Origin of the sequence: Geoalkalibacter ferrihydriticus DSM 17813 (genome assembly GCF_000820505.1) — a bacterium.
Taxonomy (GTDB): domain Bacteria; phylum Desulfobacterota; class Desulfuromonadia; order Desulfuromonadales; family Geoalkalibacteraceae; genus Geoalkalibacter; species Geoalkalibacter ferrihydriticus.
Window position 1 is genome coordinate 104,480 of record NZ_JWJD01000008.1, and the last position, 21,166, is coordinate 125,645.

Genomic DNA, 21,166 nt, shown 5'->3' on the forward strand with positions numbered 1-21,166 from the left:
CGACCGGCCGCCACGAGGTAATGGCATGGACGGTGAGACGAAGGATCTGCTGCACCGGATCCATCAGGTTCTTGACGAAACGGATATGGACTTTCCGCGCCAGGCCGTGGAGATCCTCAAGGTTCTCGCCTCCCGCCTGCCTATTTCCCAGGCCTCCCTCAGCCTTGTCGGGCTTAAGCGAAACAGTCCGCCGCAGGTGCTGCGTTCCTCCGGCACGGGGCCGCTAACTCCGGACTCGGCCGACATTCAGCCGGGACCGGGCTGGCATCCCCTGCTTGATGGTGGTACCCTGGTGTTTCCCCTCAACCACGGCAGTCGTCTCCTGGGCCGCCTCGGCCTTCACGGCCTCTCCCATCCCGATGTTCTGGCCGCCTGGCAGAACGATCTGCGTCTGGTCTGCGCACAATTGATCTTTCTCGCCCTCAACGAACGCCGCCTCCAGCATGAACGCCGGCAAAACGCCCGTCTGCAATTTCTCACGGAAGTCAGCCGACGAATCAACCAGGCGCCCACCGTCCATCAGATGCTGGCCGAACTTCTCGGCGCCCTGGTGCGCCAGGGCAAGGCAGTGCTTGCCGCGGTCCATCCCCTTGGCGCGGACAGCGGCGTCCCTCTTCCGCAGGTCGAGATGGACGTCGACTATCGCTCGGCCCGCGCCTGCCTGCAACAACTCACCGCAGCCCTGCACGGCGAGGCCCAGGAACTGGGCCGCATCGTGCGACGCGATCACTTTGACCAAGAACCCTTCCAGCACCTGAGCCTGCCCTTTTCGACCCTGGCCCTGCCACTGGAGTTTCAAGGGCACAGACTCGGCACCCTGGTGGTCATTTTCAACAAAGACGCCGACACCCCCGCACTGGTTTCCCCGGAAGGCGACCAACCCTTCTTCTGCGATCTCGCCGTGCAGGTCGCTGAGGCCTGGGGGCGCATTTCGGCCCTGCAGACCCTGGAGCGAGTCTCCCGCGAAAACGACCGCAAGCTGCGCGAGATTTCTTTTCTCTACCACATCTCTCGCGCCATGCACGGCACCCGCGGCCTCGACGAACTGGTCCATTTCATTCTCTCGGTCACCGTGCTGCCCGAAGGCCCCGGTTGCGAGCGCGCCATGCTTTTCATGATCAACGAACGCAGCCGCTTCCTCCAAGGCATGCTCGGCGTCACCCAGGAAAACGGCAAACATGCCTGGTTGCCGCAGATCTCCCAATACGACCTTTCGCAACCACTGGTGCCGCCAGAAATCCAGTTGGAGCAGAAAAAATGCGCCCTGAGCCGCCTGGTGCAACAACAGCGCCTGGCGCTGGACGATCCACACAGCGCCGTCGCCCGCGCGGCCCGCGAAGGACGCGTGGTCCTGGTGAAAGCCGGTGCGGAACAACACACGGGTATCGGCGATCTCAAACTCGGTACCTACATCTGCGTTCCACTGCGCGGCCGCGACCGTGTTTTAGCAGTTCTGGTCACCGACAACTGCACTCACGCACTGCACATCGACCAGATTGATCGTCGCTTCCTTGAGCTGTTCGCCAATCAGGCCGGGGTCGCCATGGAAAGCGCCATGCTCGTGCAACAGATCAAAAACGCCCACCAGGAGTTGCGCGCCGCCCAGGAGAATCTCCTGCAAACGGAAAAGCTCGCCACGCTCGGCGAATTCGCCGCCTCGGTCGCTCATGAGCTGAAAAACCCCTTGGTATGCGTTGGCGGTTTTGCCCAGCGCCTGCTCAAACAGGTGCCCGAGAAAACGCGCGCCTGGGATTATGCCGAGATCATCGCCCGCGAAGTACGCCGCGTCGAGGAGATGCTCAACAACATCCTCTCCTTTTCCAAACGGCGCATGATGTGCTTTGCCGAATGCAACATCATCGAAGTCATCGGCTCGGCCCTCACCCTGCTCAGCCGGGAACTGACCGAGGCCGACATCACCATCGTGCAGCAGCTCGACCCTGACATCCCCCCCATCGTCGGGGATCACACCCAACTGCGTCAGGTTCTCATCAATCTGTTCAGCAACTCCCGCGACGCCATGAGCGCCGGCGGAACCCTGACCGTGCGCGCCTACCCTTCAACTCTGCGCGGCGACCCGGCAGTCACCGTCGAAGTCGCCGACACCGGGGGCGGCATCGCCCCCGAGGTGCTGCGCAACATCTTCAACCCCTTCTTCACCACCAAATCCGCCGGCACCGGCCTGGGCCTGCCCATCTCGCACCGCATCGTCGAGCATCACCGCGGCACGTTCTCCGTCGTCAACAACGAAAAAGGCGCCACCTTCACCCTGCAGCTCCCGCAAACCCGTCACCGCCATCTACCAGCTTGACAAGCCTTCCCCCTTTTGGCTACATTGAGCACACTTTTTCGGGGCTGTAGCTCAGCTGGGAGAGCGATGCGTTCGCAACGCATAGGCCAGGAGTTCGATCCTCCTCAGCTCCACCAAATAAAAACAGGCACTTACGATGCAATGCGTGAGTGCCTGTTTTGTTCGTTCCTACAGATTTCAGGTCGTTATTCCTGTTTTTCAAATCCCGCCACCCATTGATCGAGCTTCTCGCGAATGGCATCGTAGGTCTTGTAGCTGATATCCGGCAGCGATCCACCGAAAGCCTGGGCTGCCTCCTGAAAACCGCGCTCCACACCGGCAAGGATTTCATCGAGCTTGCTCGGATCATTGCCCGCCAGGCCGATGGCGAAATCGACGATGCGCTGCGAAGTCTGATCGACACCGAAATAGCCGTCATCGGCAACCAGAGCCTGGGCCTCTTCGAGGGACAGATCTTCAATCCCCTTCTGCTCGCCATTGATAGAGAGGCTAAACGTCGCGCCCTGCTCTGTCAAAGTCTTGGCCACCAGATCACGCAGCAGCATGAACTGCGGCGACATCTCGGCGCGCGTCGCTTCCGCCTTGTAGACATCGCCCGCCCGCTTTTCCCCACCCAGGGAAACCTTGTCGCCAGAACCTGCGGCAGAAGCACTTTCCAGTGTCTTCTCGCGCAATTTGTCGAGCTTGCCGCGGCCTGCTTCCTCGGCCTTTGCGGCAGCATTCTGCAAACCGGAAAATGGTGAACTCTCGATTCCCTTGACCATAGTTTACCTCCGCATCCGTGCAAAATATACAGAATCGCCAACAGTTTCGAAACACAAGGGACAGATTCCCACTCACTTATCGGCAGAGACAGGATAAATCCTTAGGAAAAAATCCGGGGCAATGCTCCATTTCCTGAGGGCAATTTCAGAAAAAACCACCCCCAAAATCAGATTTTTCCCGATAGGCAAACGTCCAGAAAAAATATAAGGTTGTTTGCGTTTGCGGCACTTTGTTCGAGCTTGACGCGCGAGGAGGGGGGCTGCGTCTGAAGGCTTCGAAAAAGGTGGGAGGGGGAAGATTTCATCTAACCTGAAAGTTTGCCGTGATTGTATTGGGCCTGGCCGAAGTTATTCGGCCAGGCCATTTTTTTTCCGAGGGCGCCGGGAGCGCAAAAGTCCCGTCTCGAAAAGAGTCTGGCGGCACATTGTGCCCCTATTTCTGAGGTTTTTTCTTCAGGAGGGCCGTAACGATTCCGACCAGGCCGGCGCCCTGAACCCCCTGCCTGCTCTTTCCCAATGCCCGCGGTTCTCTTGAAACGATTCAGCAGGCAACCACCCACATGAATCGCGGCAGCACCCAGGTGGCCGTGAAAGCCATCGTCAACGCAGTACCGATGACCTCTGGCGCTATGCCAAGCTCTGCCGTGTAGCGAATGTCATGAGACCCTATCTGGAAGCGATGAGCGCATGAAAGATCGGAAAAATAACATGGCGGCTTCGGTGCGCCAGCGGCTGCTGAACCGGGCGCGGGAGCGTCGGGAGGACTTCGGCCTTCTGCTCACCCGCTTCGGGACCGAGCGCCTGCTCTACCGTCTGGGGGAGTCCGAATACAGCGGCGCCTTCATTCTCAAGGGGGCGATGCTCTTTCCCCTCTGGGGCTTGGACGAGCACCGACCGACCCGCGATGCCGACCTGCTCGGGTTCGGCGAGAGCACCGAGGCGCATCTGGCAGAGGTCTTTCGGGACGTCTGCCGGGTGGAGGTGGCGGGCATTCCTCGGGCGAAACGGTCTGGAAGGGGAGGGGACGACCTTCGAGAATGTGGCCGGCGCCATCGAGGTTTTCCTGATGCCGGTCTGCTTCGCCATTCACGCAGGGAACGGGTTTGCGAAGACTTGGCAGAGGGGCTGGCAGGGGGCGCGCCACCTTTGAAAATTCCAGAGGAGCCGCCGCTGTGACTAACAATGTGACTACGATAAGTAACAACAATGTCACTTTTTACCCAAGTACCTGGACTAACAAGTGTGAAAAGATAACACGATTTTCAGTTTTTCGGGTCTTCATGAGCGTTCGCAACGCATAGGTCGGCGGTTCGATCCCGCTCAGCTCCACCAAATAAAAACAGACACTTACGCTGCAATACGTGAGTGCCTGTTTCTGTTTTGAGTCGCCCTTTTTCGTTTGGAACCGGCCATCGTAATTGTCGCAGAACAGGCACTTTGAGTCGATGCTTGAAATTTTGTTCTTTAAAGCGTAGTATGTCTACAAATTCTCGACATACTACGCAAGAATAATCACATTTTGTATCGTGACACCATGAACGAAGACCTGCGTCAAGCCATCCCGTTCGAGGAATTCGACTACCAGGCACTGATGGGAGCCCTGGCCGACTACGCCCGGCCCCGGGACAAGGTGACCGATCTGCTGGCCAGGGGAAACATCGTCCGAATCAAGAAGGGCTTGTACATCTTCGGGGAGAAGTGGCGCCGCAAGCCCTACTCCCGAGAGATCCTCGCCAATCTCCTCTACGGCCCCTCCTGCGTATCTCTCGACTACGCCCTGCACTATCATGGCCTTATCCCGGAGCGGGTCGAGGCGCTCACTTCGGTGACGCCAAAGCGCGGCGCCCGCTTCAGCACCCCCGTCGGCCTCTTTCTCTACAGCAGCGTCCCCGAGGCCGGCTTCTCCGTGGGACTTTGCAGGGTCGAGTTGGAGGACGGCAGGGCCTTCCTGATCGCCGCACCGGAGAAGGCCCTGGCGGACAAGCTCAAGCAGGGGCGGGGCCTGGGGATCAGGAGCCAGAAGGAGTGCCTGGCATATCTGGTGGATGATCTGCGGATTGAGGCGGCGACGCTGGGTGGCCTAGATACCGGGTTGCTCGACGCACTCGCCCAAGCCTACCGCTCCCCGCGCGTGGCCCTGCTGGCTAAACTGGTGCGGCGGCTGGTCAGGGGGAAGAGATAGCCCATGCGCGAAGCCGTATTCGAAATGCTGGCCCGTTACGACTGCCAGCGGGTGGAAGACACCACCCGGGCCCTGCGGGAGATCCTCCAGGAGCTGGCCCTGCTCGGATTGTGGCGGGCCAAGTTCTTCGAGAAGGCCGCTTTCTACGGCGGCACCGCCCTGCGCATTCTCTACGGTCTCGATCGTTTCTCAGAGGACCTCGACTTTTCCCTCCTCCAGCCGATGCCCGGCTTCGAGCTGGAGCGCTACAGCAGTGCGCTGGAACGGGAACTGGCGGCCTTCGGCTTCGAAGTGCGGGTTGAGCAGAAGGGAAAAGCGGTCGAGACGGCTGTGCAGTCGGCCTTCCTGAAGGCGAACACGGCCAACGAGCTGCTGGTCATCCAGGCCGGCGACCACATCCGGCGGCAGATCCCCGCAGGCCAGCTCACCCGGATCAAGATTGAGGTCGACACCGATCCCCCGCCCGGGTTCTCCACGGAGAACCGGTTCCTGCTGTTGCCGATCCCCTTCAGCGTCCGCAGCTATCGGCTCCCCGATCTGTTCGCCGGCAAGATGCACGCGATACTTTGTCGCCGCTGGAAGAACCGGGTGAAGGGGCGCGATTGGTACGACCTGGTGTGGTACTGCGCCCGCCATCCCGAGCTGCACTTGGCGCACCTCGAGCAGCGGATGCGCCAGAGCAACCATTGGAAAGGCGAGAAGAAGATAGGCCCGGACGACTTCCAGGACCTGGCCGACGAAGCGATCAGCCGCCTTGATGTCGATCAGGCCCGCGGGGAGGTCCTGCCCTTCGTCCGGGATCCCGAGGCGCTTGAGATCTGGTCGCGGGACTTCTTCCTCGACGTGCTCCGCCGGATTCAGTTCGTGTAGTAGACGCCCGGCAGCCCCACGATAAATCCTTGAAGAAGACTTTAGACAATGCTCCATTTCCTGAGGGCAATTTCAGAAAAAACCACCCCCAAAATCAGATTTTTCCCGATAGGCAAGCGTGAGTTGGCTTGGAATGTCTTGAAGGATTACCTGGAAGAAATGGGCATCTCGGGGATTATCGGCTCCAAGGGCGCAACCCTGGAGGCCTTTCAGAACGGCCTGATTGAGGACGGCGAAGCCTGGATGGAGATGATCAGGGCACGCATTCTCAGCCCGCACACCTACAATCCACAGACCGCTGAAAAAATCGTCGGAGACATCCTGACAAGCTTTTATCCCGCCTTTGAGCAGTTGGCCCAAAAGCTTCCCACTCTGGCGGAATCGTCCGGGAACAATTGATGCGCTACGGACTGAAGGAGCAAACCATCGAGCGCATCTGCACGGTTCTGGCGCAACACCCTGCCGTTAAAAAAGCGGTACTCTTCGGCTCACGGGCCAAGGGCAATTTCAAGCCCGGCTCGGATATCGATCTGACGCTTTTTGGTCCATCCCTTACGTCACGAAATCTCACCGTCATCGCCGACGAACTCGACGATCTGCTGCTGCCTTACAAAATCGATCTCTCATTGTACGCGCACCTCGATCATGAGGAGCTGCGTAATCATATCGACCGGGTGGGTGTGGTTTTTTATCGGCGCAGCTAACGCCAAAAAACACCTAAAGACCTTATGAACAGGGATAAAAAATAGAATGTCCACTCTGGGGTGCACAGACATTTACCTACCGCATCAATAATCGTTTCCCACGCAGGAGGAGTGATTCCTGTTTGCCCGACCTTGGGCATTTCGCTATACTTCTGAAAAATTCAACAAGAAGGTTCTATCATGGTCGACGCTGAAAAACTACAAGCCGCGGTTCGAAAACTGACCACGAAATTCGACCCCGAGCGCATTATTCTCTTTGGCTCCCAAGCCCGCGGAGATGCAGACCTCCATAGCGATGTCGACCTACTTGTGATAACGCCCATCCGCGGCAACCGGCGCGCAATGATGGTGGCCATGGATAGGGAATTGCGAGGCAGCGGCTTCGCCCGCGACATCGTAATCCTCACCCCCGATGAATTTGAGCGCGACAAGACTATCCCCGGAACTGTCGCCCGGCCAGCCTGGCGAGAAGGGACCATCCTCTATGCCCGCCACTGATCGGGACATCACCCGCTGCAATACGGTGACGAAGATCTCGTTTTGGCACCCACCAAAATGAAGGCGTCAGGCGGGATGCTACCCGCCGAATTCTTGCCACAGCCTCGAATCGAATGTAAAATTTCAGCCCAGCCATAACATCGCAGTCGGCGACATCACGAAGGAGCAATGCCATGCCGCTTCGCCTTTGCATTGAATACCCCGATTCCTTACCCGATGCGCTTGCCGAAACACGGCAGGGCTTTGAAGAAGAGGCCAAGATGGCCATGGCGGTCAAACTTTTTGAGATGAAACGCCTCTCTTCCGGCCAAGCCGCCCAGTTGGCAGGGATGGACAGGGTCACATTTCTCCTGCGACTCAAGGATTTCGGCGTATCGGCAATTAACCTGGATGCCGAGGAGCTGAAGGCAGATATCGGCAATGCATGAGACTGATGAGTTGGTCATCAATACGGGGCCGTTGATTGCCCTGGTCGCGGCGTTCGACAATCTTCAGGTCCTGAAAAAACTTTACCGACGCGTTGTAGTGCCCTACGAGGTTCGCCGGGAAATTCTCGCAGCCGGCAAAGATGGGTTTGCCGTCGCCCAATTTTCCACCACGACCTGGCTCGAGAACCTTGACACACCGCGACAGATCAACCCACATCTGATCAACACCCTTGACCGGGGTGAGGCTTCCGTAATCCAGGCCGCCATTGACTTGAAAATTCAAACCGTCTGCATCGACGAAGCGGTCGGCCGCCGCATCGCTCGACTCAACGGCTTGAAACTCACCGGCTCACTGGGAATCCTGGTTCGAGCAAAAAAAGAGTTGGGTGGGTTTTCTGTCACCGCAGCCATTTCCAGCATGCGGCTCAAAGGGATTTGGATAGGCGAGGAACTGGCGAAACTTGTCTCTCATGAAGCCGGGGAATAACGCGCCATAACAAAAGTCTCCTCCTTTACAAGGAAGCGCTTTTGCTTCGTTTAGGCGCCCACCAAAATGAAGGCGTCCGGCGGGACGCGACCCGCCGAATTCTTAATGGAATTTTGCGATTTTTCAGGAGGGAAAAACGATATAGGCAAGCGGACGCACAAATACCGCGACAGCAGCGACCACCCTCACCAAGGATTGATCCGCCCCTATCCCGCCTTTTCAGCGTTCAGTACCACCAGGGTTTCATACGCGTCCCGCAACCCGCGTCCCGCAACCCGCAACCCGCAACCCGCGTCCCGCCACCCCGGATTTCTACCCCTGCTTACTGATCATCACCGCGCGCAGATCTTTTAACTGTTTGTTGAGCCCCAGCAATTCCTCGGCCGGGATCTGGCGGATCACGTCGCCGGTTTTAGAATCAACCAGCTTGACCACCACATCATTGAGATCTTTGTTCTTCTCAAAGCGCACACTGTAAGCGCCGTCGTCCGTCAACTCCTTGATGCGGTTGAGCAGTTCAACGGAATCCACCTGCGGCTCAGCCTTTTTTTCCACAGGTTTTGTTTCGGCAGCAGCCGCCGCGACCTGACGGTTTTCATTGGCCTGCGGATCAACGCTGGCCTGGCCGGGATTCTGGTGGAAGAGTTGTTGCGCTGCAACAGCTTCGACTTTCATGACCTACCTCCCGCTTCCCTGGTGCTTAAGGGAAAAACGGGGGATCCCGTGGGATCCCCCGAAAGAGCCTAACGTGCTTCTGTTTAGCCGAGCAGCGACAGAGCAAGCTGCGGGGCCTGGTTGGCCTGGGCAAGAATCGAAACACCGGCCTGCTGCAGGATGTTGTACTTGGTCATGCTTGAGGTTTCCTGAGCGATGTCGGCGTCCAAAATCCGGCTGCGTGCTGCCGAGACGTTTTCGGAAACGTTCTGCAGGTTGGCGATGGTCGATTCGAGACGGTTCTGCACCGCACCGAGGTCGCCGCGGCTGGTATCCACAGTTCCAATTGCGCTGTCGATCTGAGTGATGGCGGATTGGGCGGCGCTGAAAGTAAGAACATTGAGTCCGTTTACGGACAGCGCACCTGCACCCGCGCCAGCAATTTCGACAGCAATCGTCTGGGCTGCATCAGCACCAATCTGGAATACCATTGCGTTGGATGCCCCAGAGAATCCACCAGCAAGCAGAACCTGGTTGTTAAAGGAGGTGTCCGTCGCGATACGGTCGATCTCCGTAATCAGCTGCTGAAATTCAGCATCCAGGGACTTCTGATCTTCTGTCGTATTGGTGCCGTTGGAGGACTGCACCGCCAGTTCGCGCATACGCTGTAGCAGATTAGTAGTCTCTTGCAAGGCACCTTCAGCAGTTTGCGCCAGAGAAATGCCGTCGTTAGCATTACGTACTGCTTGGTTCAAACCCCGGACCTGGGAGGTCATGCGGTTGGAGATAGCGAGACCGGCGGCATCATCCTTCGCACTGTTGATGCGCATACCGGAAGAGAGGCGCTGCATGGCAGTACCAAGACTGGACTGGGAAGCACCGAGGTTACGCTGGGCATTGAGAGAAGCAACGTTAGTGTTAATTGAAAGTGCCATGGTTTTTTCCTCCGTGAAGTTGGGTTGCGGGCATCCTTGCCCTTGATGTTGAGTATGAACTTCGGAGAGCGGGGGTAAATTTTTTGTCTAGGAGAAAATCACCTCCTTTTTTAGGAATTTTCCGCTCTTGGATGGCTTATCGACAGGTGGTGAGAAAAGGTTTAGAAAAAAATCGCTGCACCGAGCCGGACACATTGGTCACGAAATCCAAAGCCTAACTATACGATTTTCAAAACATGTGCGGGAGGCTACATGGCAGGAGGTATCATCCATTTCCATCGCAGAAAACACCAGCCGAAAGAAATAACGGTCATCTACAGGCGCATAAGCGATATGTCCGGTGAGCGCCGCGGACGATTTATCAACGCCCACGTTCAATACAGTCCGATAATCGCCAAGCCCCACCACTTCGCCGGTCACACCCAACCCGTGGCTGGCTGAAACCAGAGCGGAAACTGGTGCCAAGTGGTTGATTGGCTCACCTTGAATATGAAAAATTTCACGCGTCTCACCGCCGTTGTGGGTTCGATAAAAAAGACTGTCCTGCTGAAACAACTCCGGGTTCACTGTCACATGGCCCAGCCTAAGGGTGCCGTTGGGACACTCGGGCCATCTGAAATGATAAATCAGCTCAAAGCCTTTTCGACTACCTAACAGACGCACCTCTTTTTCAACGGGTCCAAGCCTGGTTCTAATTTCCGCACGGACAACCACGCCATCATCCGTTAAATTCCACTCCGGAGTGACAGGAGAAAGGTCTGTCACCTTGTGCTGCCCGGGGATTTCCAGCACAAAATGCCCAGTATAGAAGTCTGCACCGTAATGAATATCATCGAAATATCCATGGGGAAGTGTCTTGATCAGCGGCTGATCGGACTGTGCCTTGTCCCACCACCCGTCTACGGCCAGCCCGCGACGGCAGTTGAGGCGAAGCCGCTGCTGCGGGGTTTCAATTTCGAGAAACGCCCCATTTTGACACACGAGGATATCGTCGACCAGCGCTGGTACCCGTTCACTTTTCACTGGTCTGGAAGCCGTCGCCATCCGCTGTTGCAAGGTCTCCAGCCGCCCCTGAACCCCTTCCCAGCGTTTGGCGGTAATGTGGGTCCGAAAATCGCTGCTCCACAGATAACAGAGCTCTTTCCAGTCGGATTCGTCAGCGCCCTCGTCACCGGCCAGAGCCTCGTAAAGACGCCAACAGGCGGTGTTAAGACAAAGATCGTCCCGTCCGGTCAACGCCCAACGCATGACGTTGTATTTGGCCTGCTTTTTTACCGGTACCGGTTGAGCGGCCGACTCCAAATGCAGCAGGTTTCCAGCTCCGGAGCGATCAAGAAATTCGAGAACCTGGCTAGGGCGAATCAGCCTGCATCTTGAATCAGCCTGAACAGCCTCATAGAGCTTGGCGATACGCGACCACTCGTTTTCGCCGCTCATAACCGCCTCCGTCTTGAACCGTCCAGGCCGAAAATCGAATATTTCCGCGTCATTGCCATAGAGCGAGAAAGTACGTTCCTCGCGCCCCACCCGACTACCGAGAAAATCCAGGTATTCGGGCAATTCCATTTCGCCGTGGGTGTAACGCTGAAACTTTTGAAAGGGAATCGACTTGTTCCAGATCACCGGCAACGTGGAGCCGTCGGCGCCACAGGCATACTGAGGCAAATACCGCCAATCAGGGTTCCAACCTGGGCGGGAGCTGCCGGGGTTGTCCCATTCCATAATGAGCGCCCGGTAACCAGCCTCACGATAAATCGGCACCAGCCCGGCTGAGTAGGCCTGCTCGTTGACCAAAACCAGTTCGGGCCGAAACCCGAGCAATTCCTCATAGACCCGCAGACCGATGCGCTGGTTGGCGCGATTGACGGCCGCAGGCACCAGCGGGCCGATCATTTGTGAGTAGCCGCTGCCGATGAATTCGACCAACCCTTCGCGACACAGCTCCCGCAGCTCCGTCACCCACTCAGGAGCCAGCAGCTGGATCTCTTCCAACGTATAGCCCGAGGCCTCGATACCCACCGGCAGGTGCTGCTCCCGGATCAGGCGCAACAGCGGCCAATAGCAGCGGCGGATAACCTCAGGGCGTGCTTCCTCCTCGAGGGAAGAGAAGGCGAGATTGAGGTGAAAGAAGGAGAAAAGATGCAACATGCTGTCAGACGCTCCTGGTTTCAATGCGGACAGTGCCAATCACTTCGGCGGCTCGGCTAAGAGCCTCGGAGCGGTCGGCGCCGCTGGTTATGACGTATCCGCACCTCTTTGTATGGTTGGTAACCGGTTCAACCTTTTCTCCAGGCCCCAGAAAGAAGTCCAGCTTGTAGACGCCGGGAATTTGTCTGGCTTTTTCAATGTTATGAATGGCCGTGATGATTCCGGGTTCCGGGAAGAAGTAGCGGATGGCTACCCCCCGCCGGTAACGGGGTGTAAGCTCTTCGTCACTCGGTGACCCTCCCAGGGCAACACTGATTGCGGCACCAACCAAGTCGATACCGGTCGCCAGGGGGATCTGATCGGTACTGAACCAGCCTCCCGAGAGACGTGCCGCGATTTCTATTACCTTCGGCCCTTCGGAAGTCAAAACCATGTCCCCTTTGGCAATTCCCGCCCCTATCCCCATGGCCCTGCCGGCAGCCTCGGCGCACCGTTTTACTGTCTCTTGGTCAGAGGGGGATAGGGCCGAGGGCTGTTCTCCCCCATTTTCAATGATGTAGGGCGAGAAACATTCTAAAAATTCGTAGTTCCGGTCGGAGAAGCCCGGAGTGTAAGCCTTTCCTGTAAGCAACAATGACTCGGTGCTGATCTGGGGGCCGGAAAGGTATTCCTCCACCATCACGCGCCCTGTTGGTGAATTATCACGGGCATGCTGGAAGGCCCAATCCAGATCGACTTTTTCGGACAGCCTCAGTACCCCCCGGGCCCCCCGACTGTCCACTGGTTTGATCACCAGCGGGAAGCCTCTCTGCCGTATCAGCTCATGCAGGTGCTCAGAAGAGTCCACGGCCTGGAACCATGGGATCGGTATGTTTTTTTCAGCAAATCGCCGCTTCATGGCCAGCTTGTCCGCAGCCAGTTGCGCCGTTTCCAGGGGGATGCCCGGCAAGCCCAGGGCTGCGGCTACGCTGGCCACGGTAAGGGGGACATCTGCGGCAACTGATATCACACCGTCGACAGGCCGTTGTTCACGATGATAACGCTTGGCTGCCTTCACGGTGGCGTTCACGTCATATGTGCTCGCCAGAACAAAACTATCCGCCAGGAGAGCCCCCGGAGCCTTCGGGCTCCCATCGCTCACCACCACGTGGAGTCCCATATCTTTTGCCCGGCGAATTCCCGGCATCGCCTCAGCTCCGCCGCTGACGATCCAGAGGGTTTTCATCCGAAGTACATGCCTCCGTTCAGGTTGATGGTTTGGCCGGTGATGTAGGAAGCGCCATCAGAGGAAAGAAACAACACTGTTTCTGCTACTTCGGCAACGGTGCCAAGTCGCTGGGCAGGGATATTTTTAATCTTTTCCCTCCCCGCTTCTGTCTGTAACTCGTTTGCGGACATGTCCGTTGCGACCAAGCCGGGCGCGACCGCGTTGATGGTGATGCCGTTTGCGGAGTAAATCTTGGCCATTGATTTGGTGAAGTTTATCAGCCCTGCTTTAGCGGAGGCATAATGTACTTGGTTAAACCCACCCCATTGGCCACCGATTGAGGTGATATTGATAATCCGTCCCCATCCTGCATCGACCATGTCAGGTAGTATTTCCTGAGTGAAGGCAAAAGGGCCGCGAAGGTTGACGGCATGCATATGGTCCCAGTCTTCATCGGTAATAGTCAGAAATGGCTTTTCCTGAGCTATAGCGCCGTTGTTCACAAGGACTTCTATGCCATGCCCAAAGTGAGACCGAGTGGCTTCAATGGCTCTTTTGATTGAAGATCTGTCTGCCAAATCAACTTTAACGGCCAACGCATTGGGGTATTTTTCACCTAAATATTCAGCTGATTCTTGGTTTTCCCTATATCCGACCGCGACACGGTGTCCATAGTCTAGAAACAGTTCAGCAATCCCTCTGCCAATTCCTCTACTGGCACCGGTGACGAAAATTATGCGATTCATGGCAGCGTCCTTTTTCATTAAGCTTTCTTCCGCACAATAACGCTTTTGGCAGCCTTTTGGATATCCTCAGCTGTCAGGCCAAAAAGTCGTGCCAGTTCTTCCGGCTCTCCCGATTTACCAAAACGATCTCGGACTCCCACAAAAGAGATAGGGACAGGATGAGTTTCGGCGAGGAACTCCGCGACAGCGCTTCCCATCCCACCAAGGACACTGTGGTCCTCGGCAGTTACTAGTGCCCCGGTTTCTATAGCGGCTTGTAGCAGTTCTTCTTTGTCCAGTGGTTTTATGGTTGAAAGATTGATCACACGGGCTTCTATCCCGTCGCTTGCAAGATTTTCTGCAGCAGCAAGTGCTCTAGCGACCATAACTCCCGTGGCAATAAGAGTCACGTCATTACCGCCACGCAGACGGGATGCCTTGCCGATATTAAAGGATGAGTCTGCAGGGGTGATAACCGGTGCCGGGCTACGACCAATGCGCATGTATACAGGACCAGGGTGATCCAAGATTGCCGGCAACGCCTGCAACATTTGATTCGCATCGGCCGGCACCACGACAGTAACACCCGGAACGGCTCTGATGGTTGCCAGGTCCTCAAGCATTTGTGCGGTAGGCCCGTCAGGTCCTACGTCTACCCCGATATGGGAGCAACAGAGTTTTACATTACGCCCTGGATAGGCTATGGCAGTGCGGAACTGTTCGTGCGCTCGCATCGTTCCAAAAGCAGCAAAGGTTGTCACCACCGGGATGATACCCGTATCGGCAAAACCGCCGGCTGCTGCCATCATATTTTGTTCAGCGATGCCGAATTGCACAACTTTTTCGGGGAACGCCTGCACGAAAGGTTTAGCCCCCGTTCCACCGGCAACGTCGGCATCGAACAAGACAAAATCATCCCGAATTGAACCCAAGGATGTTAGGGCACGACCAAAAGCATCGCGCAAGGAAATCTGATCACCAATTTTCCAATAGGTCGGCCCCTCCATGGTCACGCCTCCAGACCTTTAAGGGATTGTTGGTACTGCTCGTTAGTCAAGGTCGAGCTCCCATGCCATACCTGCTGATTTTCCATGAATTCGACCCCTTTGCCTTTGACCGTTCGCGCAAGAATAAAGCTTGGCCTATCACATTCGGAGCGAGCTGCCGCCAGTGCCGCGCGCAGTTGATCAATATTGTGGCCATCAACTTCCTGAACATTCCAACCGAAGGCAGTGAGTTTTTCGGCAATGGGGTTGTAATTCATCTGCTTCGTGACAAGGTCCTCACCTTGCAGCCCATTATAGTCCAGAATGGCAGTTAAGGACGCAACCTTGTGGTGGCCGGCCGCCATGAACGCTTCCCAGGTATTGCCTTCCTGCATGTCGCCGTCACCAAGCAGCACATAGGTGCGGAAACTTCTCTTGCCATAACGAGCCCCCAGAGCCATGCCAAGTCCCTGTGAAAGCCCCATGCCAAGTGAGCCTGATGGCGCATCCACTCCAGGTATCTTTACATCGGGATGCCCCTCTAGGTAGTGATCAATCTTGCGCAGACTGCGGACATCTTCTGCGGGGAAAAACCCTTTGAGTGCGAGGGCGGCATACAGGGCAGGACAGGCGTGACCCTTGGATAATATAAATCTGTCTCGGTCAATCCAGCGCGGTTGCGTTGGATCAACGCGTAATTCCTCAAAGTAGAGCACGCCAAGAATGTCGGCAGCCGACAGGCTGCCGCCAGGATGACCTGAGCGTGCGCAGTAAATAGCCTCTATGGCCAGCACCCGTATTTTACGGGCAAGTTCCCTTAGATCGTTCATGTTAGCCTCACCACTAAGTTCATTGTGGACTTTTTGCGTAGACAATTGTCTCGAAAATGTTTTGGGAATGGTGCCCTAGATACAACAGATAACCCGGGAATAACTCCTTGATAAGTATCGGAATTTCCCATAGATCATCAAATTTGTGATAAGAGCAAATTTGCAAACGGGGCCTGGATTTCCGGATCGTTTCACAGGCGCCAAGCAATGCTTCTATTTCTGAACCTTCAATATCCATTTTTATCAAATCAATCTTAATATTATTTTTTGAGGCAAACTCATCAATACTCGTGACCTGGATTTGGAGGTCGCCATTTTCAGAAACCTGATGTTGCATCGAATTTTCCCGGCATGATTCAAATTTTAAGGTGGCTGCATGGGACCACAGCCCCAACTTGACGGGGTGGACTGATCCATTGAGACTTTGGGTGCTTACATTTTCCCGGAGTTTACAGAAACTCTCGTCATCCGGCTCAAATGAGTAGATCTGACATTTGCCATTCAGGGCGCGGCTAAAAGCTTCAGCGGTGTCCCCTGTCCATGCCCCCCCGTCAATGATGGTGTCGCCCTGCTTCGGATTAACTTCAGGATGAAAATATTCATCGAAAGGAGACCAACTTGCTCCTGATGCGCCAAGTGTCTTTCGGAATTCAACCAGTGAAGCAAATAAGTTGCGCGACTCCTCATCACTAAATAATTTATAAGAGATATTTATCCGCGATTGACATGCCTCAAGTCGGCGAGAATCAAAATGCCCATGCCAACGTTCGTAATCAAAGCAAAACCCGAAATAATAGAACTTTGTGATCCCGATCGCCTGCAACTGCCTGGAAATCTCTCCAAAATAATCACTTGCTATCAAAATAGTTTTTTCCGTGTGTTCCAAAAGATGAGATGGTGGAAAAATTTCTATACCTTCAATATAAGAGCCGAGTTTTTTTTTATCGTTGTCACAAAAAAACAAAACCTTAATTCCTTTTCCTTTAAGGACTTTAAGGGCATTTTTTCCCGCAAGACCTGCTCCAAAAATCACGACAGATTCTTGTTTTAATAATAATTTTTCCATGTCGAATTTGGCTTTAGCAAAAGTTATCACCACACACGCTCCTTAAATTTCAACAAAAAAATATTGTGTCTCAGTAAACTCGTATAGCGTCGTAAACCTTAACCATAACATTTTCCGGGGCACTCATCATTGATGCAAACTCCGCGATTTTTTCTTGCCCCCCGTAACTTGAGATCAAAAGTTTAGCATCGGTCCAATCTATTTGGCGGATATGCTCAGGTGCTTCAATCTTGACTCCACGCCAAGTTTTCCCTTGCTTTAGAGGGTCACTATCCACAATGAGGAACTGCCTATTGCTTTTTCGCGAAAAAACGCCAGTCAAGTGATATAAAAATTCTGTGTGCATCCCTCCTCCCCACACTACAACCTTTTCTGCATCACCAATAGCCGTTAGGTTGGCGTTTGCCTTGCCTATAGCATCACGCCGATGTTTTAAGAGATGCTTCAAGGTAATGTCATCTTCGGGATTGGCATTCGCCTGAAGAGTTATTTTAGCAGGCTTTGCAAGGACCCTGTAACCATTGTAGTCAGGCTGTTCCAACTGTCCGGCAAGCTCCCAGCCTGCACGGGCAAGTACATTCTTAAGGCTGTTTTTGCTGAAGTGGGTCATGTGTTGGGCTGAGAAGAAGCTGTTTATGTCGTTTGTGAAACCGTTTTCCAATATAGGGACTTCGACTACCAGTGAGGTGTCTTCGTGCCCTTGATTACGCAAGTTTCTCAGGGTCTCTAGTGGGTTGGGCAGATGTTCCAAGACATGAAACATTGTGATGGCATCTGGCTTTCTGTCGAGTTTAAAGCTGTCGAAATCACCATGAACCAGCTCTATCCCTTGGTTGCCATACTGGTGATTGCCACGCTCAATGGCCGGTTTGTCGATATCAACCCCGATTCTTCCGACTTTTGCAGGGAGAAGTGAAAGAAATCTTCCATCGTAACAGCCGACATCCAGAATACTTCCTCCATCGTTCAGTAATCCCACCCCTGTCAGCCAGCGGATTTGTTCCTGGGGCCGTCCTTCTGTCGCACCATAAGAGCAGCCTGCTTCGGCGAAAAGAACCTCAAAGCCGCGGGATGTGTAGGCGGGATTGAGATAGAGGGCGTAGCATGCGGTGCATTGTACTTCACGGATTGTGGTGCGCTTTGGGAGCGTTGCGTTGTCTGTGAAAAACTGGAAATCGTTCATTCTCAAAATTTCACGGGATTGGTCAGAGCCACATACCGGACACGGTCGATGGCTTGTGAGGGCAGGGTCCGTCGTATTGTAGAGAAAAGAGTCGACATGGCTCCAGGGAATCAGGGTCATTTACTGCTCCTTTGCTGTTTGACTAGCTGTTCCGACAGGGATTCGTTGAGCCGGTCAGCGATGCGACCGGCTCCTTTCCCGTCAATGTGTGCGCTGGCGTCCCGCATAGTGCTGAGTGCCTTTGGGTCAATCAGAAGATTGCGAATGTCGTCGGCCAGTTGTCCCTCTGTGACGTCGACATGATTCCCAAGTGAAAGCGCCATTCCCGCCTGGTGAAGGGCTGATGCGGAACGGGCATGATCGTCGGTGAGGCTCAGGAGAATTGTCGGAATTCCAAGGGCGGCCATTTCGTAAGCAGTCACGCCGAAGGATGCAACGACGAGGTCTGCATCCGCGAGAGCTTCCGGCATGTTGCTGACGTTTTCCAGGATGGTGACTGGTATATCCAGGTTTGGCAGGAGTTGGGCAAGCTGCGACCCATGGGCAAAGCTTCTTCCCAAAATAAGACGGGCATTTACGGGAACGTCAAGTCGCTGCAGGGCATTCAGGCCCCGCAGTGAGAGCCCTGCAGGGTCGCTCCCCCCCATGGTTATAACCACCTGCGGTATCTGATTTTCCGGTGGGAGCAGTTTCCGATCAAATCCTGCACTAAGGGGAATCCACTCCCAACCGATGAGGCGGTTTCCGGTGAAATCTGTCCAGTCCATTTCATTGACTTGGGGGACAGGGGGATAGAATGCCAGATCAGCGCAAAGCCGACGTTCGCTTCCATCATCCAACACGGCGATGTGCACCCCCTTGCGGCGCCAATCCCGTATCGGGGCTGCCGCCAGATCGGTACGGATATCCAAAAGCAGTCCGTTGGCGCAACGACGGGCGAGCAGCTCTTCAAGCCAGAGGAATTCATTCCTCTTCCCATCGAAAAGCTCGATGGGAAAGCCCGCCTCCCTGACCATATCCGGGCCAGGAGAGCGTTCAGCCATCGCAAAGACAATGCCGATGCCCTGCCTGTCCCTGAGGCTGCGGGCTATGGCCAAGCAACGGACCACATGGCCAAGACCGATCTCGGGATGGCCGTCGCAACGGATCACCACCAACTTGTTGGCGGCGGTCATATCTTTCTGCTGAACGTGGGCATTGATCGAGAGTAGTTCTGGACGGCGTTTGAGCAGAGCGACCGCTTCAGCGACGTCAAGTTCTCCGGCATCGGCTCCCAGTTCATGGTAGAGCAAACCAAGAAACTCCAGGTCTGCAGGCGTGTCGACCGATACGCGAGTCCCGGCAATGCGATGTGCTTGGGGAATGGGAACATGGACGATACTGAACTGCTCAGGATGCTGTTTGATATACCCGTCAACGTGTTCCCGTCCTGCCGGTTCGGATGCTCCCTCTTTACCGATTTTTTCCAGTGCTTTTCGCGTAAGGGGAGCAAATCCTTCATGAATTGCCAAGACTCCCGGTTCTCCTGTGCAGTAGTCAGCATTTTTTTCAATCAGCAGTTCTATCATGTGGTCAATTAGTGCCGAGTCAACAAGAGGTGCATCACCGGTCACGCGCACTACGATATCAGCATTCAACTGACGTGCGGCAAGGAGGTAGCGTTCGAGAACATTGTCTTCAGGGCCACGAATTAACGGTATTCCTGCCTCTGTCGCCCACAGCGCCAGGAGGTCGTCTTGAATGCCGGCCGAGGTGGCTATCGCAACCACATCCACCATGCGACATTTGCGTAGACGGTGGACGATATGCCAGAGAACCGGTTTACCCGCCAGGGGCATAAGCACCTTGCCAGGCAGGCGAGTGGAGCCCATGCGGGCCTGGATGATTGCGGCTACCTTTGGCTTAGCCACGCCAATTCTCCCGCACATGGTTGAGAGGGCGTAATCCATCAATGGGATCGGCCCGCCATTCCCTGTCGGGAAGTTCGGCTGCGGCCGGAATTTTTTCTCCTGCACCGTCAGCCTCAAATCCGGCGACAGTAACGGCAATGACCTCTTTTATCTTCTCCGGCAGCCAGCAATGGCCCGTCTTGAATTCGTCCCCTTCCCCTTCCAGATCCAGATGAAACTCGATCATGCGGGCACCCCAATGGTGAACAGCCCGATAGATAACCGCCGGCGACACGCTGTGATCGGACCATCCCGTGGGGCACGCAAACCTTTCCGCCAAGGTATTAATGGCGGCCAAGTTGCATTGCTCGACCGGCGCAGGATATCCGGAGACACAATGCAGCAGGATCAGGTCCTTGCAACCGGCGGTCCGCACCGTTTCAACGGCGCCATGAATTTCATCCATGGTTGCCATGCCCGTTGAAAGGACCACCGGTTTTCCGGTACGGGCGCAGGCGATCAACAGGTCGGTCCAGAGAAGTTCGTAAGAGGCGATCTTATAGAAGGTCACATGGGGGAGCAGTTCTTCCACCGCATCCAGGTAGAACGGGGTGCAAGAAAATTGAACCTTCCTTTCACGGCATCGGGCTGCCAGGTGGGGCAGGAACTCTACGGGCAGCTCCCAGTCTTTCCGTGCCCGGTGTGTGGGGCTTTTTTCCAAGATCTCCGGAGCAAACAGTTCCTCGATTTTGAAGAGTTGGAACTTTACGGCATCACAACCTACAGCGGCCGCCGTGTCAATAAAGCGAAAGCAGCGCTCCAAATCGCGGTGGTGATTGCTGGATACTTCGGCGACGAAAAGAGGCTTGGTCATAAAATCTCCCGAAGCGTGGTGATGACTCGATCTTGGTCGGATTCTGCCAGCCCAGAATAGAGCGGCAGGGTGATCACTTCCCGGTAATAAGCTTCTGCCCCAGGGAAGTCTCCATCCTTGAACCCCTGTGTCCGGTAATAGGGCTGGGTATGCACCGGGATGTAGTGGAGATTGACAAGGATGCGCCGCTCCCGTAGCGTCTCGAAAACCTCCCGCCGGCTCTTTCTGATCCGGTCGAGGTGAAGCCGGACGACATAAAGGTGAAAGGCGGACAAGGCGTTCGCATCCCTCCAGGGGCGCGTGAGAGGGAAGTCGCTAAGCCCCTCTGGTTTTGATAATCTAAATTTGACCAGTTAAGGGGCCCTGTGATTACCCAAAATTGACCACCCCCGGCATCCCTTCGGTACGATGGCAACAGACCACTG

The 21,166-nt window shown here is 55.3% G+C and carries 22 protein-coding genes, 1 tRNA gene and 1 pseudogene; 11 read left to right on the forward strand and 13 right to left on the reverse strand.

From position 1 onward, the window contains the following. Positions 1-25: 25 nt before the first annotated feature. Both GFER_RS17940 and GFER_RS15395 read left to right on the forward strand, forming a co-directional pair. Entirely contained in the window at positions 26-2,311 is a 2,286-nt protein-coding gene (locus GFER_RS17940; protein ID WP_052446486.1) for an ATP-binding protein, read from the forward strand. A gap of 40 nt (positions 2,312-2,351) precedes the next feature. After that, a tRNA-Ala gene (locus GFER_RS15395) sits at positions 2,352-2,427 on the forward strand. 69 nt (positions 2,428-2,496) lie between these two features. On the opposite strand, the gene GFER_RS15400 is transcribed toward GFER_RS15395, so the two are convergent. Next, complete coding sequence (locus GFER_RS15400; RefSeq protein WP_052446487.1) at positions 2,497-3,075, reverse strand: hypothetical protein; 579 nt, start codon at positions 3,073-3,075, stop codon at positions 2,497-2,499. A 598-nt stretch (positions 3,076-3,673) separates the two neighbouring features. Here GFER_RS15400 and GFER_RS19880 point away from each other — a divergent pair. The 9 genes and pseudogenes from GFER_RS19880 to GFER_RS15440 form a co-directional block, all read left to right on the forward strand. Beyond that, positions 3,674-3,766 (forward strand): annotated as a pseudogene (locus tag GFER_RS19880) (type IV toxin-antitoxin system AbiEi family antitoxin domain-containing protein); the annotation flags it as partial. Beyond that, positions 3,763-4,251 (forward strand): nucleotidyl transferase AbiEii/AbiGii toxin family protein, encoded by a 489-nt coding sequence (locus tag GFER_RS17945; protein ID WP_052446488.1) that lies wholly within the window; start codon positions 3,763-3,765, stop codon positions 4,249-4,251. The pseudogene GFER_RS19880 and the gene GFER_RS17945, both read left to right, overlap by 4 nt. Positions 4,252-4,609: 358 nt before the next feature. Next, positions 4,610-5,257 carry a type IV toxin-antitoxin system AbiEi family antitoxin domain-containing protein gene (locus tag GFER_RS15410; protein ID WP_040100883.1) on the forward strand — a complete coding sequence of 216 codons (648 nt, stop codon included), beginning with the start codon at positions 4,610-4,612 and terminating at the stop codon, positions 5,255-5,257. 3 nt (positions 5,258-5,260) lie between these two features. Continuing rightward, positions 5,261-6,127, forward strand: a complete 867-nt coding sequence (locus GFER_RS15415) for a nucleotidyl transferase AbiEii/AbiGii toxin family protein (RefSeq protein ID WP_040100824.1) — start codon at positions 5,261-5,263, stop codon at positions 6,125-6,127. A gap of 138 nt (positions 6,128-6,265) precedes the next feature. Continuing rightward, positions 6,266-6,526 (forward strand): nucleotidyltransferase substrate binding protein, encoded by a 261-nt coding sequence (locus GFER_RS15420; RefSeq protein WP_235264108.1) that lies wholly within the window; start codon positions 6,266-6,268, stop codon positions 6,524-6,526. Further along, positions 6,526-6,831, forward strand: coding sequence for a nucleotidyltransferase domain-containing protein (locus tag GFER_RS15425; protein WP_040100825.1), 306 nt, complete (start codon positions 6,526-6,528; stop codon positions 6,829-6,831). Before GFER_RS15420 ends, GFER_RS15425 begins: the two co-directional genes overlap by 1 nt. Positions 6,832-7,011: 180 nt before the next feature. After that, positions 7,012-7,329, forward strand: coding sequence for a nucleotidyltransferase domain-containing protein (locus GFER_RS15430; protein WP_040100826.1), 318 nt, complete (start codon positions 7,012-7,014; stop codon positions 7,327-7,329). A gap of 173 nt (positions 7,330-7,502) precedes the next feature. Then, positions 7,503-7,757 (forward strand): UPF0175 family protein, encoded by a 255-nt coding sequence (locus tag GFER_RS15435; protein ID WP_040100827.1) that lies wholly within the window; start codon positions 7,503-7,505, stop codon positions 7,755-7,757. Next, positions 7,750-8,244 carry a toxin PIN gene (locus tag GFER_RS15440; RefSeq protein ID WP_040100828.1) on the forward strand — a complete coding sequence of 165 codons (495 nt, stop codon included), beginning with the start codon at positions 7,750-7,752 and terminating at the stop codon, positions 8,242-8,244. The genes GFER_RS15435 and GFER_RS15440 overlap by 8 nt, the downstream gene beginning before the upstream one ends. Positions 8,245-8,556: 312 nt before the next feature. Here GFER_RS15440 and GFER_RS15445 read toward each other — a convergent pair whose 3' ends face one another. From GFER_RS15445 to GFER_RS15500, 12 genes are all read right to left on the reverse strand, one after another. After that, positions 8,557-8,919: a flagellar protein FlaG gene (locus GFER_RS15445; protein ID WP_040100830.1), complete on the reverse strand. Its 363-nt coding sequence runs from the start codon at positions 8,917-8,919 to the stop codon at positions 8,557-8,559. An 83-nt stretch (positions 8,920-9,002) separates the two neighbouring features. Next, positions 9,003-9,833, reverse strand: a complete 831-nt coding sequence (locus GFER_RS15450) for a flagellin N-terminal helical domain-containing protein (protein WP_040100832.1) — start codon at positions 9,831-9,833, stop codon at positions 9,003-9,005. 198 nt (positions 9,834-10,031) lie between these two features. Further along, entirely contained in the window at positions 10,032-12,020 is a 1,989-nt protein-coding gene (locus GFER_RS15455; RefSeq protein WP_235264109.1) for a glycoside hydrolase family 57, read from the reverse strand. Next, the gene (locus tag GFER_RS15460) at positions 11,986-13,206 is read right to left on the reverse strand and encodes an ATP-grasp domain-containing protein (protein ID WP_040100836.1); all 1,221 of its coding nucleotides are present in this window, start codon (positions 13,204-13,206) and stop codon (positions 11,986-11,988) included. Before GFER_RS15460 ends, GFER_RS15455 begins: the two co-directional genes overlap by 35 nt. Further along, positions 13,203-13,934, reverse strand: a complete 732-nt coding sequence (locus GFER_RS15465) for a 3-oxoacyl-ACP reductase family protein (RefSeq protein WP_040100885.1) — start codon at positions 13,932-13,934, stop codon at positions 13,203-13,205. The genes GFER_RS15460 and GFER_RS15465 overlap by 4 nt, the downstream gene beginning before the upstream one ends. A gap of 17 nt (positions 13,935-13,951) precedes the next feature. Next, complete coding sequence (locus GFER_RS15470; RefSeq protein WP_052446490.1) at positions 13,952-14,920, reverse strand: transketolase family protein; 969 nt, start codon at positions 14,918-14,920, stop codon at positions 13,952-13,954. Between the two features lie 2 nt (positions 14,921-14,922). Continuing rightward, positions 14,923-15,729, reverse strand: a complete 807-nt coding sequence (locus tag GFER_RS15475; RefSeq protein WP_040100837.1) for a transketolase — start codon at positions 15,727-15,729, stop codon at positions 14,923-14,925. Positions 15,730-15,748: 19 nt separating this feature from the next. Beyond that, positions 15,749-16,825 carry an FkbM family methyltransferase gene (locus GFER_RS15480; protein ID WP_074669596.1) on the reverse strand — a complete coding sequence of 359 codons (1,077 nt, stop codon included), beginning with the start codon at positions 16,823-16,825 and terminating at the stop codon, positions 15,749-15,751. Positions 16,826-16,865: 40 nt separating this feature from the next. Beyond that, on the reverse strand, positions 16,866-18,098 hold the full coding sequence (locus tag GFER_RS15485) for a class I SAM-dependent methyltransferase (protein ID WP_040100841.1): 1,233 nt from the start codon (positions 18,096-18,098) through the stop codon (positions 16,866-16,868). Continuing rightward, positions 18,095-19,888 (reverse strand): cytidylyltransferase domain-containing protein, encoded by a 1,794-nt coding sequence (locus GFER_RS15490; RefSeq protein ID WP_052446491.1) that lies wholly within the window; start codon positions 19,886-19,888, stop codon positions 18,095-18,097. Before GFER_RS15490 ends, GFER_RS15485 begins: the two co-directional genes overlap by 4 nt. Then, positions 19,881-20,741: an N-acetylneuraminate synthase family protein gene (locus GFER_RS15495; protein WP_040100843.1), complete on the reverse strand. Its 861-nt coding sequence runs from the start codon at positions 20,739-20,741 to the stop codon at positions 19,881-19,883. Before GFER_RS15495 ends, GFER_RS15490 begins: the two co-directional genes overlap by 8 nt. After that, positions 20,738-21,016 (reverse strand): DegT/DnrJ/EryC1/StrS family aminotransferase, encoded by a 279-nt coding sequence (locus GFER_RS15500; protein WP_040100844.1) that lies wholly within the window; start codon positions 21,014-21,016, stop codon positions 20,738-20,740. The genes GFER_RS15495 and GFER_RS15500 overlap by 4 nt, the downstream gene beginning before the upstream one ends. Positions 21,017-21,166: the final 150 nt, after the last annotated feature.

Bases quoted from the DNA above. Each gene is read 5' to 3' on its own strand.
- GFER_RS15440 (WP_040100828.1), top strand. From the start codon at position 7,750: ATGCATGAGACTGATGAGTTGGTCATCAATACGGGGCCGTTGATTGCC.
- GFER_RS15460 (WP_040100836.1), bottom strand. From the start codon at position 13,206: ATGAAAACCCTCTGGATCGTCAGCGGCGGAGCTGAGGCGATGCCGGGA.
- GFER_RS15495 (WP_040100843.1), bottom strand. From the start codon at position 20,741: ATGACCAAGCCTCTTTTCGTCGCCGAAGTATCCAGCAATCACCACCGC.
- GFER_RS15485 (WP_040100841.1), bottom strand. From the start codon at position 18,098: ATGACCCTGATTCCCTGGAGCCATGTCGACTCTTTTCTCTACAATACG.
- GFER_RS17940 (WP_052446486.1), top strand. From the start codon at position 26: ATGGACGGTGAGACGAAGGATCTGCTGCACCGGATCCATCAGGTTCTT.
- GFER_RS15410 (WP_040100883.1), top strand. From the start codon at position 4,610: ATGAACGAAGACCTGCGTCAAGCCATCCCGTTCGAGGAATTCGACTAC.
- GFER_RS15430 (WP_040100826.1), top strand. From the start codon at position 7,012: ATGGTCGACGCTGAAAAACTACAAGCCGCGGTTCGAAAACTGACCACG.
- GFER_RS15465 (WP_040100885.1), bottom strand. From the start codon at position 13,934: ATGAATCGCATAATTTTCGTCACCGGTGCCAGTAGAGGAATTGGCAGA.
- GFER_RS15450 (WP_040100832.1), bottom strand. From the start codon at position 9,833: ATGGCACTTTCAATTAACACTAACGTTGCTTCTCTCAATGCCCAGCGT.
- GFER_RS15415 (WP_040100824.1), top strand. From the start codon at position 5,261: ATGCGCGAAGCCGTATTCGAAATGCTGGCCCGTTACGACTGCCAGCGG.
- GFER_RS15425 (WP_040100825.1), top strand. From the start codon at position 6,526: ATGCGCTACGGACTGAAGGAGCAAACCATCGAGCGCATCTGCACGGTT.
- GFER_RS15435 (WP_040100827.1), top strand. From the start codon at position 7,503: ATGCCGCTTCGCCTTTGCATTGAATACCCCGATTCCTTACCCGATGCG.
- GFER_RS15445 (WP_040100830.1), bottom strand. From the start codon at position 8,919: ATGAAAGTCGAAGCTGTTGCAGCGCAACAACTCTTCCACCAGAATCCC.
- GFER_RS17945 (WP_052446488.1), top strand. From the start codon at position 3,763: ATGAAAGATCGGAAAAATAACATGGCGGCTTCGGTGCGCCAGCGGCTG.
- GFER_RS15470 (WP_052446490.1), bottom strand. From the start codon at position 14,920: ATGGAGGGGCCGACCTATTGGAAAATTGGTGATCAGATTTCCTTGCGC.
- GFER_RS15400 (WP_052446487.1), bottom strand. From the start codon at position 3,075: ATGGTCAAGGGAATCGAGAGTTCACCATTTTCCGGTTTGCAGAATGCT.
- GFER_RS15475 (WP_040100837.1), bottom strand. From the start codon at position 15,729: ATGAACGATCTAAGGGAACTTGCCCGTAAAATACGGGTGCTGGCCATA.